The organism is Burkholderia dolosa, from assembly GCF_902499135.1.
Classification (GTDB): Bacteria; Pseudomonadota; Gammaproteobacteria; order Burkholderiales; family Burkholderiaceae; genus Burkholderia; species Burkholderia dolosa.
This window is the reverse complement of the sequence record NZ_CABVPR010000092.1, coordinates 1-16,883: the sequence shown is the minus strand read 5'-3', so window position 1 is coordinate 16,883 and position 16,883 is coordinate 1. Positions and strand designations below refer to the sequence as shown.

The 16,883-nt window shown below is 68.2% G+C and carries 13 protein-coding genes and 1 pseudogene; 8 read left to right on the top strand and 6 right to left on the bottom strand.

The window, feature by feature from the left end; genetic code table 11:
* Positions 1-177: pseudogene (locus BUB20358_RS28520) on the bottom strand (peptidase); the annotation flags it as partial.
* A gap of 544 nt (positions 178-721) precedes the next feature.
* Between BUB20358_RS28520 and BUB20358_RS26285 the strand changes: the two are divergent.
* The 3 genes from BUB20358_RS26285 (at position 722) to BUB20358_RS26275 (ending at position 4,641) form a co-directional block, all read left to right on the top strand.
* Positions 722-1,618 carry a LysR substrate-binding domain-containing protein gene (locus tag BUB20358_RS26285; RefSeq protein ID WP_006766083.1) on the top strand — a complete coding sequence of 299 codons (897 nt, stop codon included), beginning with the start codon at positions 722-724 and terminating at the stop codon, positions 1,616-1,618.
* Between the two features lie 91 nt (positions 1,619-1,709).
* Entirely contained in the window at positions 1,710-2,096 is a 387-nt protein-coding gene (locus tag BUB20358_RS26280; RefSeq protein ID WP_006766084.1) for an ester cyclase, read from the top strand.
* Between the two features lie 376 nt (positions 2,097-2,472).
* Positions 2,473-4,641: a hypothetical protein gene (locus BUB20358_RS26275; RefSeq protein WP_006766085.1), complete on the top strand. Its 2,169-nt coding sequence runs from the start codon at positions 2,473-2,475 to the stop codon at positions 4,639-4,641.
* A gap of 121 nt (positions 4,642-4,762) precedes the next feature.
* On the opposite strand, the gene BUB20358_RS26270 is transcribed toward BUB20358_RS26275, so the two are convergent.
* Complete coding sequence (locus tag BUB20358_RS26270; RefSeq protein ID WP_035975308.1) at positions 4,763-5,503, bottom strand: sulfite exporter TauE/SafE family protein; 741 nt, start codon at positions 5,501-5,503, stop codon at positions 4,763-4,765.
* Between the two features lie 112 nt (positions 5,504-5,615).
* Positions 5,616-6,632: an aldo/keto reductase gene (locus BUB20358_RS26265; protein ID WP_006766087.1), complete on the bottom strand. Its 1,017-nt coding sequence runs from the start codon at positions 6,630-6,632 to the stop codon at positions 5,616-5,618.
* Between the two features lie 141 nt (positions 6,633-6,773).
* Between BUB20358_RS26265 and BUB20358_RS26260 the strand changes: the two genes are divergently transcribed.
* A complete protein-coding gene (locus BUB20358_RS26260) occupies positions 6,774-7,685 on the top strand; it encodes a LysR family transcriptional regulator (protein WP_006766088.1) in 912 nt (303 codons plus the stop codon).
* A 27-nt stretch (positions 7,686-7,712) separates the two neighbouring features.
* Here the strand turns inward: BUB20358_RS26260 and BUB20358_RS26255 are convergent, their stop codons facing one another.
* Positions 7,713-8,867, bottom strand: coding sequence for a porin (locus tag BUB20358_RS26255; protein ID WP_035974258.1), 1,155 nt, complete (start codon positions 8,865-8,867; stop codon positions 7,713-7,715).
* 375 nt (positions 8,868-9,242) lie between these two features.
* On the opposite strand from BUB20358_RS26255, the gene BUB20358_RS26250 reads away from it, so the two are divergent.
* Together BUB20358_RS26250 and BUB20358_RS26245 are read left to right on the top strand one after the other, a co-directional pair.
* Positions 9,243-10,340: an OpgC domain-containing protein gene (locus tag BUB20358_RS26250; protein WP_035974260.1), complete on the top strand. Its 1,098-nt coding sequence runs from the start codon at positions 9,243-9,245 to the stop codon at positions 10,338-10,340.
* 61 nt (positions 10,341-10,401) lie between these two features.
* Entirely contained in the window at positions 10,402-11,340 is a 939-nt protein-coding gene (locus BUB20358_RS26245) for an alpha/beta hydrolase (RefSeq protein WP_006766091.1), read from the top strand.
* A gap of 127 nt (positions 11,341-11,467) precedes the next feature.
* On the opposite strand, the gene BUB20358_RS26240 is transcribed toward BUB20358_RS26245, so the two are convergent.
* Both BUB20358_RS26240 and BUB20358_RS26235 read right to left on the bottom strand, forming a co-directional pair.
* The gene (locus tag BUB20358_RS26240; protein WP_035974262.1) at positions 11,468-12,559 is read right to left on the bottom strand and encodes a potassium channel family protein; all 1,092 of its coding nucleotides are present in this window, start codon (positions 12,557-12,559) and stop codon (positions 11,468-11,470) included.
* Between the two features lie 63 nt (positions 12,560-12,622).
* Complete coding sequence (locus BUB20358_RS26235; RefSeq protein ID WP_035974264.1) at positions 12,623-13,957, bottom strand: NAD(P)/FAD-dependent oxidoreductase; 1,335 nt, start codon at positions 13,955-13,957, stop codon at positions 12,623-12,625.
* Positions 13,958-14,193: 236 nt separating this feature from the next.
* Here BUB20358_RS26235 and BUB20358_RS26230 point away from each other — a divergent pair, with 236 nt between their 5' ends.
* Together BUB20358_RS26230 and BUB20358_RS26225 are read left to right on the top strand one after the other, a co-directional pair.
* Positions 14,194-15,048, top strand: coding sequence for a helix-turn-helix domain-containing protein (locus BUB20358_RS26230; RefSeq protein WP_035974266.1), 855 nt, complete (start codon positions 14,194-14,196; stop codon positions 15,046-15,048).
* Between the two features lie 127 nt (positions 15,049-15,175).
* On the top strand, positions 15,176-16,843 hold the full coding sequence (locus tag BUB20358_RS26225) for an ATP-binding domain-containing protein (protein WP_035974268.1): 1,668 nt from the start codon (positions 15,176-15,178) through the stop codon (positions 16,841-16,843).
* The last annotated feature ends 40 nt before the right edge of the window (positions 16,844-16,883 follow it).

Below are 16,883 nucleotides of genomic sequence, written 5' to 3'. Positions count from 1 at the left end.
CGGCGGCGCGGCAGGCGCGGCGGCCGACGGTGCGGCGGCGCCCGGGCCCGGCGACGGCTGGCCGGCCAGCGTGTCGCTCGGCGGGACCGACTGCGTGCTGGCGCAACCGGCCATGACCAGCACGGCGGCGAGGCCCGACAGCCACGCCGCGTTGCGGTTGATCTCGCGCTTTTCCATGGACGATCCGACTCCGGTTTGACAATCTTTCAAGCATCTCAAAAACGGAACGGCCGACGTGTAACCGGATGCAAACAATGATGACAAACGATCACGCGCCGGCGCCGAAGGACGCTCGCTACCGGTAATACGGACGGATCGCGAAAAACTTGATGGGTTTTTCGCGTGAAATCGGAAGATTTTTCGCCGCTCGCCGCTATAGGCCGTCGATTTTCAATAGACGAATTGAAGGCAACTCAAGGACGCGGCGGAAGCGACGCGCGCTGCGGTCGGTATTCAACGCAGCCATTCGAGCAGTTCGGCGCACGCGTACGCGATGCCAATGCACAGAAAGATCAGATGCAACGCGATCTTGAACGACACGCCCCACGACGAATCGATTTGCATGACACGCTCCCCGTTCGATGTGAAGCCATGATCGGGCCTCGACCTTGTCCCGAAAATGCGGATCCGGCGAATCCGGTCTCAGGCAATGCCTGAGACCGCGCGTGCCGTTCCTGCTAACGTATCGGCCATTCCAACGTGATCGACCGTGCTCCCCGCCATGCGCTTCGACCTGACCGACCTGCGGCTTTTTCTCAATATTTGCGACGCGGGCACGATCACGGGCGGCGCCGAGCGCACGCACATCACGCTGCAGGCGGCGAGCGAACGCATTCGCGGGATGGAGGACGAACTCGGCGTGCCGCTGCTGCATCGGACCAAGTCCGGCACGCAGGTCACCGACGCGGGCCGCGCGCTCGAGCACCATGCGCGCACCGTGCTGCAGCAGATCGACCACATGCGCGGCGAATTGCAGCAATACGGCCAGGGGCTGCGCGGACACATCCGGCTGCTGTGCAACACCGCATCGCTCAGCGAATATCTGCCCGATGCGCTGGCCGATTACCTGCCGCATCATCCGAAACTGTCGATCAGCGTCGAGGAGCGGTCGAGCCAGGAAATCGTGCATGCGATCCGCAACAAGACGGCCGACGTCGGTATCGTCGCCGACTCGGTCGGCCTCGGCGGCCTCGAACAGAAACCGTTCCGCGAGGACTGGCTGATCGTCGTCGTGCCGGCCGGGCATCCGCTCGCGTCGCGTGGCAGCGTCGCGTTCGACGACATCGCCGACGCGGACTTCATCGGCCTCACCGACGGCAGCGCGCTGCAGGTGCATCTCGCCGACCAGGCGCGCGCGCTCGGCAAGCGGATCCGCTATCGTGTGCAGCTGAAGAGTTTCGATGCGATCTGCCGCGTGATCGAGAGCGGCGTGGGCATCGGCATCGTGTCCCGCCATGCGGCGGAACGCGCGATGCAGACGATGGACATCCGGCTCGTCGAACTGTCGGACGCGTGGAGCCACAGGCGGCTGACGCTGTGCGCGCGATCGTTCGACGCGCTACCCAAATACACGCGGGAATTCGTCTCGTTCCTGTCGGGCGACGCGCCGCCGCGATGAAGCCGGCCGCACCGGCGAACGCGCGACGCAGCTACGCAAGCATCCGGACAGCACGATCGACTCGCCGCCTATCGACGCAGAGGTTTCAACCATGACCGATACCGACCTTGCCGCGTGCTATCGCGCGTATATCGACTGCCTGAACCGCCAGGATTGGCCGGCGCTCGGCCAATACGTCGGCGACGACGTGATTCACAACGACCGACGGCTCGGCCTGTCCGGCTATCGCGCGATGCTCGAGCAGGATTTCCGCGATATTCCGGATCTGCACTTCAAGATCGCGCTGCTTGTCTGCGAGCCGCCGCACGTCGCTTGCCGGCTGCAGTTCGACTGCTCGCCGCGCGGCACGTTTCTCGGTCTCGCGGTCAACGGCCGCAAGGTGTCGTTCGCCGAAAACGTGATCTATGCGTTTCATGACGGCAAGATCCGGCAGGTGTGGTCGGTGATCGACAAGGCGGCGATCGACGCGCAGCTTTAGCGTGGCCGGAACGCGCGACGCGACCGGGTCTTGCGCCGACACATTCGGATAACGTTTTCTCATCGCGCGGAGTTCCGACGATCGATCGTGGAATGCCGCTGTTGTCAGCGCTTTCGTTCATTCCGCTCCATCGCGCACTGCACAAAATTCCCGTATTTTCCGCAACGATTCGCGTATATCGGTAATCTATTCTGATGCCGACGCTCGGGTTTGCCCTCGTCGTCCCGTCACGAAAGTTCATTGACATCGCGTCGACCGACGCCTAGATTGGAAAACGTTTTCCATTCACCGCGCGCGACGTCGCAGCCCGACGGACGAGCGCGCACCGCGCCGCCGTTGCGCAGCGGCCGTCATCACGATTCGAACCGGAGACACCATGCATTCACGACGCACAATCGCGCTCGGCGCCGCGTTCGGCGCCCTTTCCATGCTGTTCGTCGGCGGTTGCGGCGGCAACGACGTGAACGGATCGCCGGCAGCGTCGTCATCGCCGCCGCCGTCCACGCCCGCACTCGCGCCGAACTCGCTGCACGCGCTGGTGTACGGCGCGCCCGACACCAGCGTGCCGGCCGGCTCCGACATTCCGGCCACGATGATGGGCCAGATGCGCGCGCTGTTCGACCTGATCAGAAAGTCGCCGGACTTCACGCAGGTCGTGATGGATCTCGGCGACGGCACGCCGGTCCACGTGCTCGACACGAACACCGGCGACAAATTCCTGCCCGGCAAGCTCGCGCTCGGCCTGTCGTACATCCTGATCGACATGAAGACGAAGGGCGATCCGCGCTACGCGGACTATCTCGCGACGTACCGGAACGTCACGACCGCGATGATGGCGCAGTCGGGCAGCAACTACGCATATGCGAATACGTCGTGGGGCGAGTACTACTATCTGGTCGCGCTGAACAACCTGAATGCGCACGGGATGCTGAACGAAGCATTCAGCGACGCGATGCTCGCGACGCTGCAGCGCCGGCTCACGTTCTGCGACATGTTCGGCCCGGACGCGAGCGGCAAGACCGACACGTGCCCGGGCGCCGGCACGCCGATCGACATCGCGTCGCTGAACACTGCGCAGAACTACTACGCGGTGTCGTACGGAATCGCCGGACTGCGTCAGAAGCTCGGCTGGAGCAATCCGTCGTTCTCGTCCGCGACCGATCCGGCCGTCGCGACGATGGGCGCGCGCGATGCGCTGCTGTACACGCTCGCGAACCACATCCGCAACGACTCGTCCGGCGGGTTCTCGGACGAAGCGTCGAACACGCATACGACGTACTACGATCAGGCGCGCTTCGACCGCTACAGCACGCTGCTGATCGGCGAAGTCGTCGAGCGCACGTTCGAGATGGGCAACGAAGCGAATCTGACGCCCGAGCTGAAGGCTTATCTGCGCAAATCGGTCGACCTGATCCTGCCGCAGCTGAACGCGGACGGCGAAGGCTTCAACTACGGCCGCTCGATCGGCCCGTACGGCGACTCGGCGTTCATGGAAGTGCTGACGGCCGCCGCCAACGCCGGCGTGCTGTCGGACAAGGAAATGCAGATCGCGTACGCATTCATCGACAAGGCCGCACACCGGTTCGACACGTACTGGTACGACGCGTCGCTGCCGACGCCGTCGGTCAACATGTGGGTGAAGGGCCGCGGGACCGACGCGTATCGCGGCAAGCCGCGCGTGATGGGAGAAAACTTCAGCCTGCTGCACCAGTACCTGTACGTGAATGCGTGGTGGAACAAGCTCGGATTCGGCGGCAAGGCGCCGATGTCCGATTCGGACTACAACGCGTGGCTCGATGCGCTGCCGCGCTACACGCTGACCTGGTACAACCTGCCCGGCGACCCCGCGCATCCGTACAGCGCGGCGCTCGTCACCGTGCGCGACGGCCGGCGCGTGATCAACCTGAACCTGAGCCAGGCGCCCGACTACGATTCGTACACGCCGTACTATCCGGTGCCGTTCTCGGACAAGCTGATCTACGGAACGACCGATCTCGGCTATGCGCTGCTGGTGCCGCAGGTGTCGTACAACGGGAAGACGTACATCCCGGTCACGTACTACAAGAATCTGAACGTGCAGCAGAGCAACGGACAGGTGATCGTATCGTTCGATACCGCGAAGTTCCGCGTCGCATCGAAGAACGCGCCGTACACGACCGACCTCGATCTGCAGCTGCATACGGTGCTGACGTTCTCGCACGGCACGATCGCGCGCAGCGACACGCTGAGCTCCGGCACGCTGGCCGGCAACCTGGCGGTCGAAACGGATTTCACGTCGTTCGCGGATGTCGCGGCGACGCGAGCCAACGGCGACGGCGTGTCGGTCGCGTATGCGAACGGGCCGGCGACCGGTTATGCGGCGTCCGGGTTCGACGGCTGCACGCTGACCGCGTTCGACACCGCGAACGGCGCGACGAACCCGTTGTCGACGACGCCGATCGGCCAGCTGCATTCGAACTTCGCGTGCACGACGAAGCCGTTCGCGCTCGGCGCGGGCACGACGCGCACGTTCGGATGGACGCTGACGTACGCGGATCCTGCATGAGCGGCACGGAGCACAGCGCGGCGACGCCCGGCGGCGCTCACGCACGGTCCCCACGTGCCGGCTCCCGAACGAAACATGCCGATGCCGGTTCGCGCGTCGTCGTCCGGCGGCACGAAGCCGCTCACCGCCACCCGGACGCGGCCATGTACGCACCGAGCGCGATCAGCCCGACGAAGAAGCAGCGCCGGAACGTCTGCTCGCTCATCACGCGCCGCGCGAACTGACCGCCGGCCATCCCGGCGAGCGCCGGCACGAGCGCAAGCGCCGATACGCCGAGATCGACGCCCTGCAGCGCGCCGGTGATCCGCAGCTGCACGCCGAGCGCGATCGTCGACGCGGTAAACGACAGTCCGAGCGCCTGGATCAGATCGTCCTTCGGCAGCCGCAGCGCCTGCAGATACGGGACGGCCGGCACGACGAACACGCCGGTCGCGGCCGTCACGATGCCGGTCAGATAGCCGACCGCGGCGGACAGCCACTTCTCGTGACGTCCCGGCGCGGGCAGCCGCGCGGCAGCGAGCCCCCACAGCCCGTACGCGACCAGCACGACGCCGAGCGCCGCATGCGTCCACGTGCTGCCCGTCGCGAGCGCGGGCAGGCCGCCGGTCAGCGTGCCGACCGTCAGCCCGGCGAACAACGGCCACAGGCGGCGCAGCAGCGGCCCGAATGCCGGGCCGAGCGCCAACTGCCACACGTTGGTGACGAACGACGGCACGAGCAGCAGGCTCGCGGCCGCCGACGGCGGCATCGCCAGCGTCAGCAGCCCCATCGCGATCGTCGGCAGCCCGAGGCCGATCATCCCCTTGACCGCGCCGGCCAGCAGAAAAACGAGCGCGATGATCGTCAGCGTCTGAATGTGCATCGATGGCGTTCCGTCCGGATGAGTACGGCGCCGATGATGGATCACCGGTGCGCCGCCCGCCATCTGGATTTGCCTGACGCTGGCTCGGGCCCGCCGGACGGAGCGCGGCGCGTCACGCGCGCTGCCCGCCGCCGCGCTGCCGCTCGCTGTCGAGATGCGCCATCTGCGCAGCCGGGTAACGTTCGCCGGCCGCCGCGCCGGCGGGCACCGCCGCTTCGATGCGTGCGAGGTCGTCGGCCGAGAGCCGCATGCCGGCCGCGTGAAGCGCGTCCTGAAGCTGCGTGCACTTGCGCGCGCCGATCAGCGGCACGATGTCGTCGCCGCGCGACAGCGCCCACGCGATCGCGATCTGCGCCGGATTGCTGCCCTTCTCGTCCGCGATCGCGCGCAGCGCGTCGACGAGCGCGAGGTTGTGCGCGAGGTTTTCGCCCTGGAAGCGCGGGCTCGCCGCGCGGAAGTCGCGCTCGCGCTGCCGTGCGGCGCTCCAGCGTCCGCCGAGCAGCCCGCGCGACAGCACGCCGTACGCCGTCACGCCGATGCCGAGCGCGCGGCACGCGGGCAGAATGTCGGCCTCGATGTCGCGCGACAGCAGCGAGTATTCGATCTGCAGATCGGCGATCGGCGCGACCGCCGCCGCGCGGCGGATCGTATCGGCACCGGCTTCCGACAGCCCGATATGGCGCACGTAGCCGGCCTTCACGAGATCGGCGATCGCGCCGACCGTGTCCTCGATCGGCACCGCCGGATCGACGCGCGCGGGCCGATAGACGTCGATGTAGTCGGTGCCGAGCCGCTTCAGCGAATACGCGACGAAGTTGCGGACGGCCTGCGGTCGCGCATCGTAGCCGGCGAACGCGCCGGCCGGGTCGCGCAGCGCGCCGAACTTCACGCTGATCAGCACCTGCTCGCGCGTGCGCCCGCGCAGCGCGTCGCGGATCAGCATCTCGTTGTCGCCCATGCCGTAGAAATCGCCGGTGTCGAGCAGCGTGATCCCGTTGTCGAGCGCCGCGTGCAGCGTCGCGATGCTCTCGTCGCGATCGGCCGGCCCGTACAGATCCGACATCCCCATGCAGCCGAGTGCGATCGCCGATACCTGCGGGCCCGTACGGCCGAGTTGACGCTTGTCCATGTCCGTGTCCTTCCGGTGGTGAGTGGATGAACGCGATTGTCGGCGCGCGCCGCCGCGCGATAAACGCGAAAGTCTCGACCAAACCGTTCGACGGTGATTAACAATGGAGCCTGTCTCAATTCGCCAATGCTCCCGCTCCGCATGGATCATCTGCATGCAATGCGCATCTTCGCGCGCGTCGCCCATCTCGGCAGCTTCACGAAAGCGGCCGAGCAGCTGCAACTGCCGCGGCCGACGGTCAGCAACGCCGTCCAGTATCTGGAAAAGCACCTGAAGGTGCGCCTGCTGCAGCGCACGACGCGACGCGTCGCGCTGACCGCCGAGGGCGCGACCTACTACGAACGGTGTACGCGGCTGCTCGCCGACCTCGACGATGCCGAAACGCTGTTCGACGATGCCGGCGCGTCGCCGCGCGGCGTGGTTCGCGTCGACCTGCCCGAGCGCTTCGCGCTGAACCAGGTGATTCCGGCGCTGCCGGACTTCCACGCGCGCTATCCGGATCTGCGCGTCGCGATCAGCACGACCGACCGTTTCGTCGATCTCGTCGCCGACGGCATCGACTGCGCGGTGCGGGCCGGCACGCTGTCCGATACGTCGCTCGTCGCCCGGCGGATCGGCGAACTCGCGCAGGTCAACTGCGCGTCGCCCGCGTATCTCGCGCGGCACGGCACGCCGCGCTCGCCGGACGAGCTGCCCGACCACGTCGCGATCGGCTACGTGTCGAGCCGCACGAGCCGCGAACTGGACTGGGAATATACGGACATGGATACGGGCGAGCTGCACACGGTGAAGATGCGCAGCATCGTGTCGGTGAACAGTTCGCACGCGTATCTCGCGTGCTGCGTGGCGGGACTCGGGCTGATCCAGGCGCCGCGCGAGGGGCTCGCGCCGCTGCTCGCCGACGGCTCGCTGGTCGAAGTGCTGCCGGAATGGCATGCGCCGCCGCTGCCGGTGTCGGTCGTGTATCCGTACGGCCGGCATCTGGCGCCGCGCGTGCGGATCTTCGTCGACTGGCTCGCGCAGACGCTCGGCGACCTCGGCCGCCCGGACTGACGGCGCGCGACGCGGCGCTCGCGCCGATCAGAACTTGTGGCGGATCGCCGCGCGCACCGAGAACTGGTTCGACGTCGACGACGGGCCGTCCGTGCCGACCACGTAGCCGCCGTCGGCCGCGGTGCCGGTCTTGTCGCCGGCGACCTTCTGCCACGCGCCCTGCAGATAGACGTCGGTGCGCTTGGACAGGCTGTAGTCGGCCATCAGGCCGACCGTGTGGTACTTCGGCTTGAACGAGCCGGCCGCCGCATCGAACTTGCCGTCCGTGTACACGTACTGCGCGCCCAGATAGAAATCGGACGTCAGCTGGTACTTGCCGTTGACCTCGAAGTTCTGGAACTTCGTCGCGGTCAGCCCGAGACCGGAGAACGTCGATGCCGGCAGATAGACGGTCGACACCGGGTTCTTCACGTCGGTCTTCGTGTAGACGAAGCCGACCGTCGCCGGGCCGAACGTGTAGTTGATCCCGCCGCCGAAGATGCGCAGCCGGTCGGCGACGAAGTTCGCGTCGTCGGCCGCGATCGCGCCCGCGTTGCCGGCGCCCGGGCTGTTCGCCTGCAGATACGCGGCCGCGACCTGCAGCCCGGCGAGCGAATACTGCGCGCCGACGCTGTACTGGCGATTGGTCGAGAAACCGGTGCTGTTGCTGAAGCTGTACGTGCCGCCGAACGTCAGCCCGTTCCAGTCGGGGCTCGCGTACTTGACGGTGTTGTTGACGCGAAACGAGTTGTCGGTGTTGTCGTTGTCGAACGGATGCGAGAACAGCGTGCCGCCCCAGTTGCCGTTCGCGGTCAGCGGCGCGAGATAGTCGACGACGGAATCGTACTGGCGGCCGAACGTCAGCGTGCCGAAGCGCGACTGGCTGAGCCCGACGAACGCCTGCCGGCCGAACATCCGGCCGCCCTGCCCGAGCCGCCCGTTGTTCACGTCGAAGCCGTTTTCCAGCGTGAAGATCGCCTTCAACCCGCCGCCCAGTTCCTCGCTGCCCTTCAGGCCCCAGCGGCTGCCCTGCGCATAGCCGCTCGCGAGCTGGTAATTCGTCTTCCCGACGCCGTTCACGTTCACGTTGTTCGTGTAGTTGAAGCCCTCGTCGATCAGGCCGTACAGCGTCACGCTATCCTGCGCGAACGCCGGCGCGGCAAAGGCGGCGAGCGCGGCGGCAAAAAGGGCGTGCTTCTTCATGTCGGATCTCCGGAGCCGGGCCGGGCGGGCGAGCACCCGGCGCATGTTTGGTCTGTTGTGGTGGCCCGCAGCGCGGACGGCGCGATATCGAGACGCGCGAGGACGAAATGGTGTCACGTCGGAAATCGCGCGTCCATCCGCGGTACGCAGCCGTCCGCAAAGCGTTGCGCCGGGCCAACTGGCCGATTGCGCCGGCCGCCCGACGCGCGTTGCCGGTCGCGGCACGGCGGCGTTCCATCCGCGTAAACCCGAAGCGCGTCGCATCGGTGGCACAATGCGCATCCGTTCGCCATTTCTTCACGAAGTCATGCTTCACCCCGATTCCTGCGCGGCGCCCGCCGGCCGCGCACGCGGGCCGCGCCGCGAGGCCGCCCGATGACGCCGCCCGCACGGGCCGGCCGCTACGCGGAGCTCGATTTCTTTCGCGGCCTCGTGCTGCTCGTCATCGTCGTGGACCACATCGGCGGCAGCATCCTGTCGCGCGTGACGCTGCACGCGTACGCGCTGTGCGACGCGGCCGAGGTGTTCGTGTTCCTCGGCGGGTTCGCGACCGCAATCGCTTACAACTCGCTTGCAGAGCGGCACGACGAAGCCGCCGCGCGCCAGCGCTTCATCCGGCGCGCGTTCGAGATCTATCGCGCATTCCTCGTGACGGCCGGCCTGATGCTGCTGATCACGGCCGTGCTGAACGCGTTCGCGATCGACGGGCCCAACATGCCGACCAACGATCTCGACGGGCTGCTGCACAAGCCGCTCGCGGCGCTGCGCGACATCCTGCTGTTCCGCCGTCAGCCGTACCTCGCATCGGTGCTGCCGATGTACGCGTTCTTCGCGCTGCTCGTGCCGCTCGCACTGCCGCTCGCGCGCACGCAGCCGTGGCTGCTGCTCGCGTTCAGCGGGTCGCTGTGGTACGCGGCGCCGCACGTCGCGCGGTTCCTGCCGACCGTCGAAGGCGCGCCGTGGGACTTCAATCCGTTCGCGTGGCAGTTCCTGTTCGTGTTCGGCGTGATCGCGCGCTGCCAGCCCGTCTATCAGACGCTCGCGCCGAAGCCGCAGGGCTGGCTGCTGACGGCCGCGTCGCTCGCGATCGTCGCGGCCGGCGCGTACTACCGGCTGCGCATCGAGCCGTTCCCGACCGATCCGTCGATCAAGCAGAACCTCGGCGCGCTGCGGCTCGTGAATTTTCTGGCGATCGCATGGCTCGCCGCGAAGCTCGTGCACCTCGGCTGGATGAAGAAGGTCGCGCACGCGATGCCGTGGATCGGCACGATCGGCCGGCAGGGGCTGCTGTGCTTCGTCGCCGGCACCGGCATCTCGCTCGCGGTCGACTCGCTGCTGTACCAGGCGACGGACGGCTATCTCGACGTGCCGCTCGGGCTGACCGCCGACGTCGTCGCGATGGCGCTGCTGTATCTCGTCGCCAAACTCTACGGGCCGTTCGTCGCGCGGCTGCCGTTCCGCTCGCGGCGATGACGCGCCGCGCCGTCATGCGCCGCTGCTACGATAGCCGGCGCCTCTTCCGAAACGATTCGCCATGCGTCGACTCGCCGTTCCGCTCGCCGTCGCCCTGATCGCCGGCTCCATCGCCACCGCCCGCGCGACGCCGTCCGCGTTCCCGGCCTCGCCCGCGCCGGCCGCACCGACGGTCGGCCCGCCCGCGTCCGCCGCGCCGGCCGGCACGGGCAACGCGGTCAATCCGGGCAGCAGCATCGTGCTGCGCACGTTCCGTTCGGCCGCGTTGCAGCGCGACTGGTCGTACACCGTCTACCTGCCGCCCGGTTACAACGCGGAAGGCGCGCGCTACCCGGTGATGTACCTGCTGCACGGCAATGCGGGCAACGCGAACGACTGGATCACGCAAGGCCGGCTGCAAGGCACCGCCGACACGCTGATCGAGCGCCACGACATCCCGCCGGTCGTCGTCGTGATGCCGCAGGGCGGCACCGACTGGTACGTCGACCGCAAGGAGAAGATGCAGAGCGCGTTCCTCAACGATCTGCTGCCCGAAGTCGAAGCGCACTTCGCGGTGTCGAACCAGCGTGCGGGCCGCGCGATCGGCGGCGTGTCGATGGGCGGCTTCGGCGCGCTGCGCTTCTCGCTGCTCGAGCCGGGGCTGTTCTGCGGCGCGATGCTGCTGAGCCCCGCGATCTACGCGAACGAGCCGCCGCTGAACTCGGCCGCGCGCTACGTCGGCGTGTTCGGCGACCGGCAGTTCGATCCGCGCGTGTGGCACGAGCTGAACTATCCGGCGCTGATGCGCGGCTATTTCGCGAGAAGCTGGCGCGTGCCGATGTTCATCGCGGCCGGCGACGACGATCTGACGATCCAGGCCGAGGCGAGCCTGCTCTATACGCAGCTGCGCCGCGCGCAGAATCCGGCCGAGCTGCGCATCGTCGACGGCGGGCATACGTGGGACGTGTGGCGCGGGCTGCTCGCGCCGGGGCTGAAATACGCGCTCGAATGCGTGAAGTGACGGCGGCGGCGAGCCGCGTTTCGCGCGGGCGCCGCGGCTTGGGCACGCCGCCGGCCTCGTGTGCCGCCGGCCGCTTGCACGCGGCGCGGCCGGCAAGCGGCGTTTCACTGGCCCGCGACGGCGGGCATCACGCGTCCGCGTCCGGAATCCGCGCGGACTGAATCACGACCAGCGTATCGCCCGCGTCGATCCGGCAAGGCGGATCTTCATAGAACGACTGGATCCTCCCGCCGCGGTCGAGCCCGATCACGATCGCGCCCGGCACCGCGTTCGTCATGCAGCCGACCTCGTGCGGCAGCGCTTCGCGCTCGACCAGCGTCGCGCGCCCGCGCGTCGACAGCATGTCGTTGACGAACGGCACGATGTAGCGGCTGTGCACCGCGTCGGCGAGCAGCAGCGCGCCGATCTTCGTCGACGACACGATCACGTCCGCGCCGGCCTGCCGCAGCTGCCGCTGATAGAGATTCTCCTGAATCCGCACGACGATCTTGGTTTCCGGCGCGATGCTGCGCACCGACAGCGTGAGCAGGATCGCGGTCGGATCGTCGGTCACCGAGATAATCACGGCCTTCGCGACGCGCACCTGCGCCTGCCGCAGCAGATCCTCGTGCGCCGGATCGCCGAGCAGCCCCGTCACGCCGAGCGACGTCGCGGCCTCGAGCGCCTGCTGCTGCGCGTCGATCACGACGATCGTCGCCGGATCGACGCCGCTCTCGAGCAGCTCGCGCACGGCGATCGACCCGGACAGCCCGTAGCCGCACACGACGATGTGACCGGTCAGTTGCTTTTGCAGACGTTTCATGCGGAATTCCTCGACGACGCGCTGGATCACGAACTGATAGGCCGTGCCCAGAAAGATGAACCAGATGACGATGCGGATCGGCACGATGAAGAACGCGTCGATCAGGCGCGCCCGCGCGGTGACGGGCACGATGTCGCCGTAGCCGACGGTCGCGACCGTGACCATCGTGAAGTAGACGAGATCGGCGACGCTCATCGGCGTGCTCTTCGTCGAATCGCGCAGGCCGTCGCGATCGAGATACAGCACGAGGAACGCGAGCATGCACAGCAGCACGACCGCGCCGAGACGGACCAGCAGCGTGCGCCGCGGCGACGTCGCGGGGCGCGTGAACAGCGTGCGCGCACGCGGCGCCTGCCACGGCTCGCGCACGCGACGCAGCCGGGAGCGTAACGAGCGGCGCTGGGAAGGCGTGGCCAACGGGAATCTCCTGAAGGATGCGGGCTCGATTCTACCGGCGGCGACCGCGCGCGAGCCGCGCGTTCACAGCATGCTGCGCGGCCGCACCATCGTCCCGTCGACGAAGCGCTGCGCACGGAACGCGGACAGGTCGAGCGACGGCGCGCCGGTGTCGACCCACTCGGCGAGCAGCCGGCCGACGATCGGCCCCATCGCGAAGCCGTGCCCGCAGAAGCCGGTCGCAATCGCGAGCCCGGACGGCGTGCCGGGCGCGTCGATCACCGGAATCCCGTCGGGCAGCACGTCGATCAGGCCGGCCCACGCTTCGACGATCTGCGCATCCTTCAGCGCGGGGAAAATCGCCTTCAGTTTCGCGAGCGCGCGCGGCGCATGCGCGCGATTCGGCTGCGGCTGCGGATCGCGCGGCTCGATCGGCCCGACGTCGCCGTGGATCCGCGCGACGACGTCGCGCCACGCGCATGCGTTCAGATGCAGCCGGAATTTCTCGCGCTGCGACCAGAACTCCGGCCAGAACAGGCTGAGCCCGCGCAGATGGCCGAGCGTCAGGTCGACGTCGACCTGCATGTCGTCGGCCAGATTGATCGCGCCGCTCCGGCGTTGCCGGATGCCGAGGCCGTGCCCCCAGATCGTCGACGCGGACACCGGCGGCATCACGTTGGTGCGCATGCAGGTGCCGCGCACCGCCTGCTGCGGCAACCGGATGCCGACGCCGTCGAGCAGCCGGAAGCTGGTCGCGCCGGCCGCGCAGATCACGCGGCGCGCGCGGATCGTGCCGCGTTCGGTCGCGACGCCGACGACCGCGCCGCCGGCCGTCTCGATCGCCGTCACGCCGCAGCCTTCGAAGAAACGTGCGCCCGCTTCGGTTGCGCGCGCAGCGAAAGCGGCGGCCACGCGGCGCGGCTCGGCCTGGCCGTCGGTCGCCGTATAGAGGCCGCCGAGCGTGCGCGCATCGCGCGCGAGCCCGCTCACGTGCTCGTCGATCTGCGCGCACGTCAGCGTGCGCGTGTCGAGCCCGTGCTCGCGCGCGACCGCGAGCCACGCCTGGAACGACGCCCAGTCCGCTTCGTTGTCCGCGATGTAGAGGCAGCCGCCCTGCCGCCATTCGAGATCGAAACCGAGCGTTTCCTCTAATTTCTCCCAGATCCGCATGCCGGCCATCATCAACGGGACTTCGGCGGACTCGCGGCCCTGCTGTCGCACGAAGCCCCACGCGCGCGTCGACTGCTGGCCGGCGATGCGCGACTTGTCGAGTACGACCGCCTTCAGCCCGCGCAGCGCGAGGTAGTACGCGGCGGCGCAGCCCATGATGCCGGCGCCGGCGATCACGACGTCGGCTTCGTGGGGGAACGCTGTGTCGGCGCGGGTCAATGTGTCGTGCAGCGGATAAGTTGTCGTCATTGTTTCGTATTGGATGTGAATGCATGCTGGCAGCACGCGCCGCGGTAACGTCGTGACACAGCTTTCACAGAAACGCACGTTTCGCGACACGGAATGCCAGCCATTTTGCGGTAAAGTTATCTTTTCCGCGCGTGGCCGGTCGGCTCGCCACCGGACATCGTCAAGATCGTCCGCCGAGACTGCCGCAAGGCGTCGTCCTGAACGTCATTCGATTCGACCCGATCCGCTCCCGTAGCATGACCACCGAAGCAATCACCACGGATTCCCTCGCGGTTGCCGAGCGCGTGCGCGAGCTGATGACCCGCAACGGCATCGGCAAGCGCCAGCAGACCACCGAGCTGTGCCGGATCCTCGACCTCAGTTTTTCACAAGGCCACCGCAAGCTTCGCGGCAGCAGCCCGTGGACGCTCGCGCAGATCAAGAAAGTCGCCGAAGCGTACGGCGAACCCGCCGCGCAGCTGTTCGGCGCGCAAACGCTCGACCCCGGCATGGTCGGCGCATGCTCGCATGAAGCCGTGCTTTACGCGGGCGTCGCCGAGATTCCGTGCACCGCATGGATCGGCGCGCCGCTCGAAGCCGGCGCGCGCCCCGAGTTCGTCGCGTACGAGCAAAACGGCCGCTGGCGCGTGCTGCGCCACACCGGCGTGCTGTACCAGAACGCGTACGACGTGCACAAGATCGAAATCTATCCGCGTCGCGCCGAAAGCGACAAGCTCGTCGTCGCGGTGATCGATCCCGATCGCGTCAGCGCGACCGAACTGTGCCGCTATCTCGAACGGCAGGGTTTCGCGACCGCGTCGTTCGACGGCCTCACGTCGTTCGTCGATGCGCTGCAAGGCCAGGCGTTCGACGCGGTCGTCACCGAATGGCTGTTCGACGGCGGCACGGCCGCGACCGCGATCAAGGCCGTGCGCGCATCCGACAATCCGGGCGCGCCGATCTTCGTGCTGACCGGCGATCTGCTGACCGGCCGCGCGAGCGAAGCCGACATCAGCGAAGTGATCCGCACGTTCGACGTCGTCTGCTACGAAAAGCCCGCGCGCATGGCGATCCTCAGCGCCGATCTCGCGAAACGGCTCGCGCGCGGCTGATCCGCACCACGGCACCGGGCGGCGCGCGATCGCACGCGCCGACATCCGCACGGCGCCGCAGCCGTGAACGCGGTCAGTACAATAGCCGCACCGTTCACGTCCACGCCGGCCTCCGCCGCCCGACTCCATGGCCCGACTCATCCCCGACGACTGGAAAAGCCTCGCCGCGACCGGTGCGGCCGAACGCAAGCGCGAAACGCTCGCCGCGCTCGAGCGCGCGCTGCCGGACGGCTACACCGTCTATCACGGCGTGCACTGGACGCGCGCCGAGCAGGCGTTCTCGGTGTTCGGCGAAGCGGCGTTCGTCGTCGTGAGCCCGGCCGGCCGCATCCTGCTGATCGAGCAGAAAGCCGGCTTCCTGCGCGAGACGCCGAAAGGGCTCGTGAAGGTCTATCTGCAGACGGAGCGCAACGTCGCGATCCAGCTCGCGCGCACGCAGGAGACGCTGCGCCGGCGCCTGACGGCCGCGCTCGGCGCGGGCGTCTACGGTGTCGAGGCGCTGCTGTATTGCCCCGACTACTCGATCCGTCAGGCGGCGATCGCCGGCGTCGCGGCCGACCGCATCGTCGACGCGTCGCGCAAGGCGCAGCTCGCGCAGGTGATCCTGCAGATCCTGCCCGAAGACGACGAGCCGGTCGCGAACGCGACGAAGCTCCACCATTTCCTGTCCGACGAACTGGCGCTCACGCCCGACACCAGCGCGCTCGTCGGCCAGGCCGGCACGCTCGTCACGCGGCTGTCCGGCGGCCTCGCCGCGTGGGCGCGCCAGCTCGAGTTCGCGCCGTTCCGGCTGCGCGTCACCGGCACCGCAGGCTCGGGCAAGACGCAGCTTGCGGTGCAGGCGATGCGCGATGCGGTGGCCGCCGGCAAGCGCGTGCTGTACGTGTGCTTCAACCGGCCGCTCGCCGACTACATCGCGCGCATCGCGCCGCCCGGCGCGAAGATCGCGAACTATCACCAGCTGTGCGACTGGGTCGCGCGCGACGGCGGCTATACGCCGGACTTCGACACGCCCGGCGCGTTCGAGCGGCTCGAGGCGCGTTTCGCGCAGGCGCCGATTCCCGAGCGCTGGCGCTTCGACGTGTTGATCGTCGACGAAGGACAGGACTTCCACGCGCCGTGGGCGCACGCGCTCGAGCGGCTGCTCGCGCCCGACGGCGCATGGTGGTGGCTCGAGGATCCGCTGCAGAACCTGTACCTGCGCGAACCGGTCGCGCTGCCCGGCTGGGTCACGCTGAAGGCGCTCACGAACTACCGCAGCCCGCGCGATCTGCTCGAATTCGTGCGCGACGTCGTCGGCCGCGTCGAGCCGCTCGCCGCCGAGCTGAGCTCGGGCAGCCCGTTCGACGGGTCCGATCCGTCGGTGTCGTCGTACGGCGAAGCGGGCGCGTCCGACGACGCGCTCGCCGAAGCGTGCATCGATGCGACCAAGCGCGCGATCACGCATGCGCTGTCGCTCGGTTTCCGCAAGCAGGACATCGCGGTGCTGTCGTATCGCGGCCGCGAGAATTCGGCGCTCGCGTCGCTCGACCAGCTCGGCCCGCACCGCGTCAAGCGCTTCACCGGCAAGTACGACCTGTTCGGCAACCCCGAATATCGCGAAGGCGACGTGCTGCTCGATTCGATCTACCGCTTCAAGGGGCAGGCGGCGCCGTGCGTGATCCTGACCGAGATCGATTTCGACACGCTCGATGCGCGCGCCGCACGCAAGCTGTTCGTCGGCGCGACGCGCGCGACGATGAAGCTGCTGCTCGTCGCGTCGTCGCGCGCGGCCGCGCAGCTCGCCGTGCGCTGACGCGGCACACGGGCCGCGCTGCGCATGGCGCGCGCGACCG

What these genes read in the sequence shown, in the direction of transcription:
- BUB20358_RS26285 (WP_006766083.1), top strand. Translation starts at nt 722, where the DNA reads ATGCGCTTCGACCTGACCGACCTGCGGCTTTTTCTCAATATTTGCGAC.
- BUB20358_RS26265 (WP_006766087.1), bottom strand. Translation starts at nt 6,632, where the DNA reads ATGGACAAGCGTCAACTCGGCCGTACGGGCCCGCAGGTATCGGCGATC.
- BUB20358_RS26260 (WP_006766088.1), top strand. Translation starts at nt 6,774, where the DNA reads ATGGATCATCTGCATGCAATGCGCATCTTCGCGCGCGTCGCCCATCTC.
- BUB20358_RS26280 (WP_006766084.1), top strand. Translation starts at nt 1,710, where the DNA reads ATGACCGATACCGACCTTGCCGCGTGCTATCGCGCGTATATCGACTGC.
- BUB20358_RS26270 (WP_035975308.1), bottom strand. Translation starts at nt 5,503, where the DNA reads ATGCACATTCAGACGCTGACGATCATCGCGCTCGTTTTTCTGCTGGCC.
- BUB20358_RS26235 (WP_035974264.1), bottom strand. Translation starts at nt 13,957, where the DNA reads ATGACGACAACTTATCCGCTGCACGACACATTGACCCGCGCCGACACA.
- BUB20358_RS26250 (WP_035974260.1), top strand. Translation starts at nt 9,243, where the DNA reads ATGACGCCGCCCGCACGGGCCGGCCGCTACGCGGAGCTCGATTTCTTT.
- BUB20358_RS26275 (WP_006766085.1), top strand. Translation starts at nt 2,473, where the DNA reads ATGCATTCACGACGCACAATCGCGCTCGGCGCCGCGTTCGGCGCCCTT.
- BUB20358_RS26225 (WP_035974268.1), top strand. Translation starts at nt 15,176, where the DNA reads ATGGCCCGACTCATCCCCGACGACTGGAAAAGCCTCGCCGCGACCGGT.
- BUB20358_RS26255 (WP_035974258.1), bottom strand. Translation starts at nt 8,867, where the DNA reads ATGAAGAAGCACGCCCTTTTTGCCGCCGCGCTCGCCGCCTTTGCCGCG.
- BUB20358_RS26245 (WP_006766091.1), top strand. Translation starts at nt 10,402, where the DNA reads ATGCGTCGACTCGCCGTTCCGCTCGCCGTCGCCCTGATCGCCGGCTCC.
- BUB20358_RS26230 (WP_035974266.1), top strand. Translation starts at nt 14,194, where the DNA reads ATGACCACCGAAGCAATCACCACGGATTCCCTCGCGGTTGCCGAGCGC.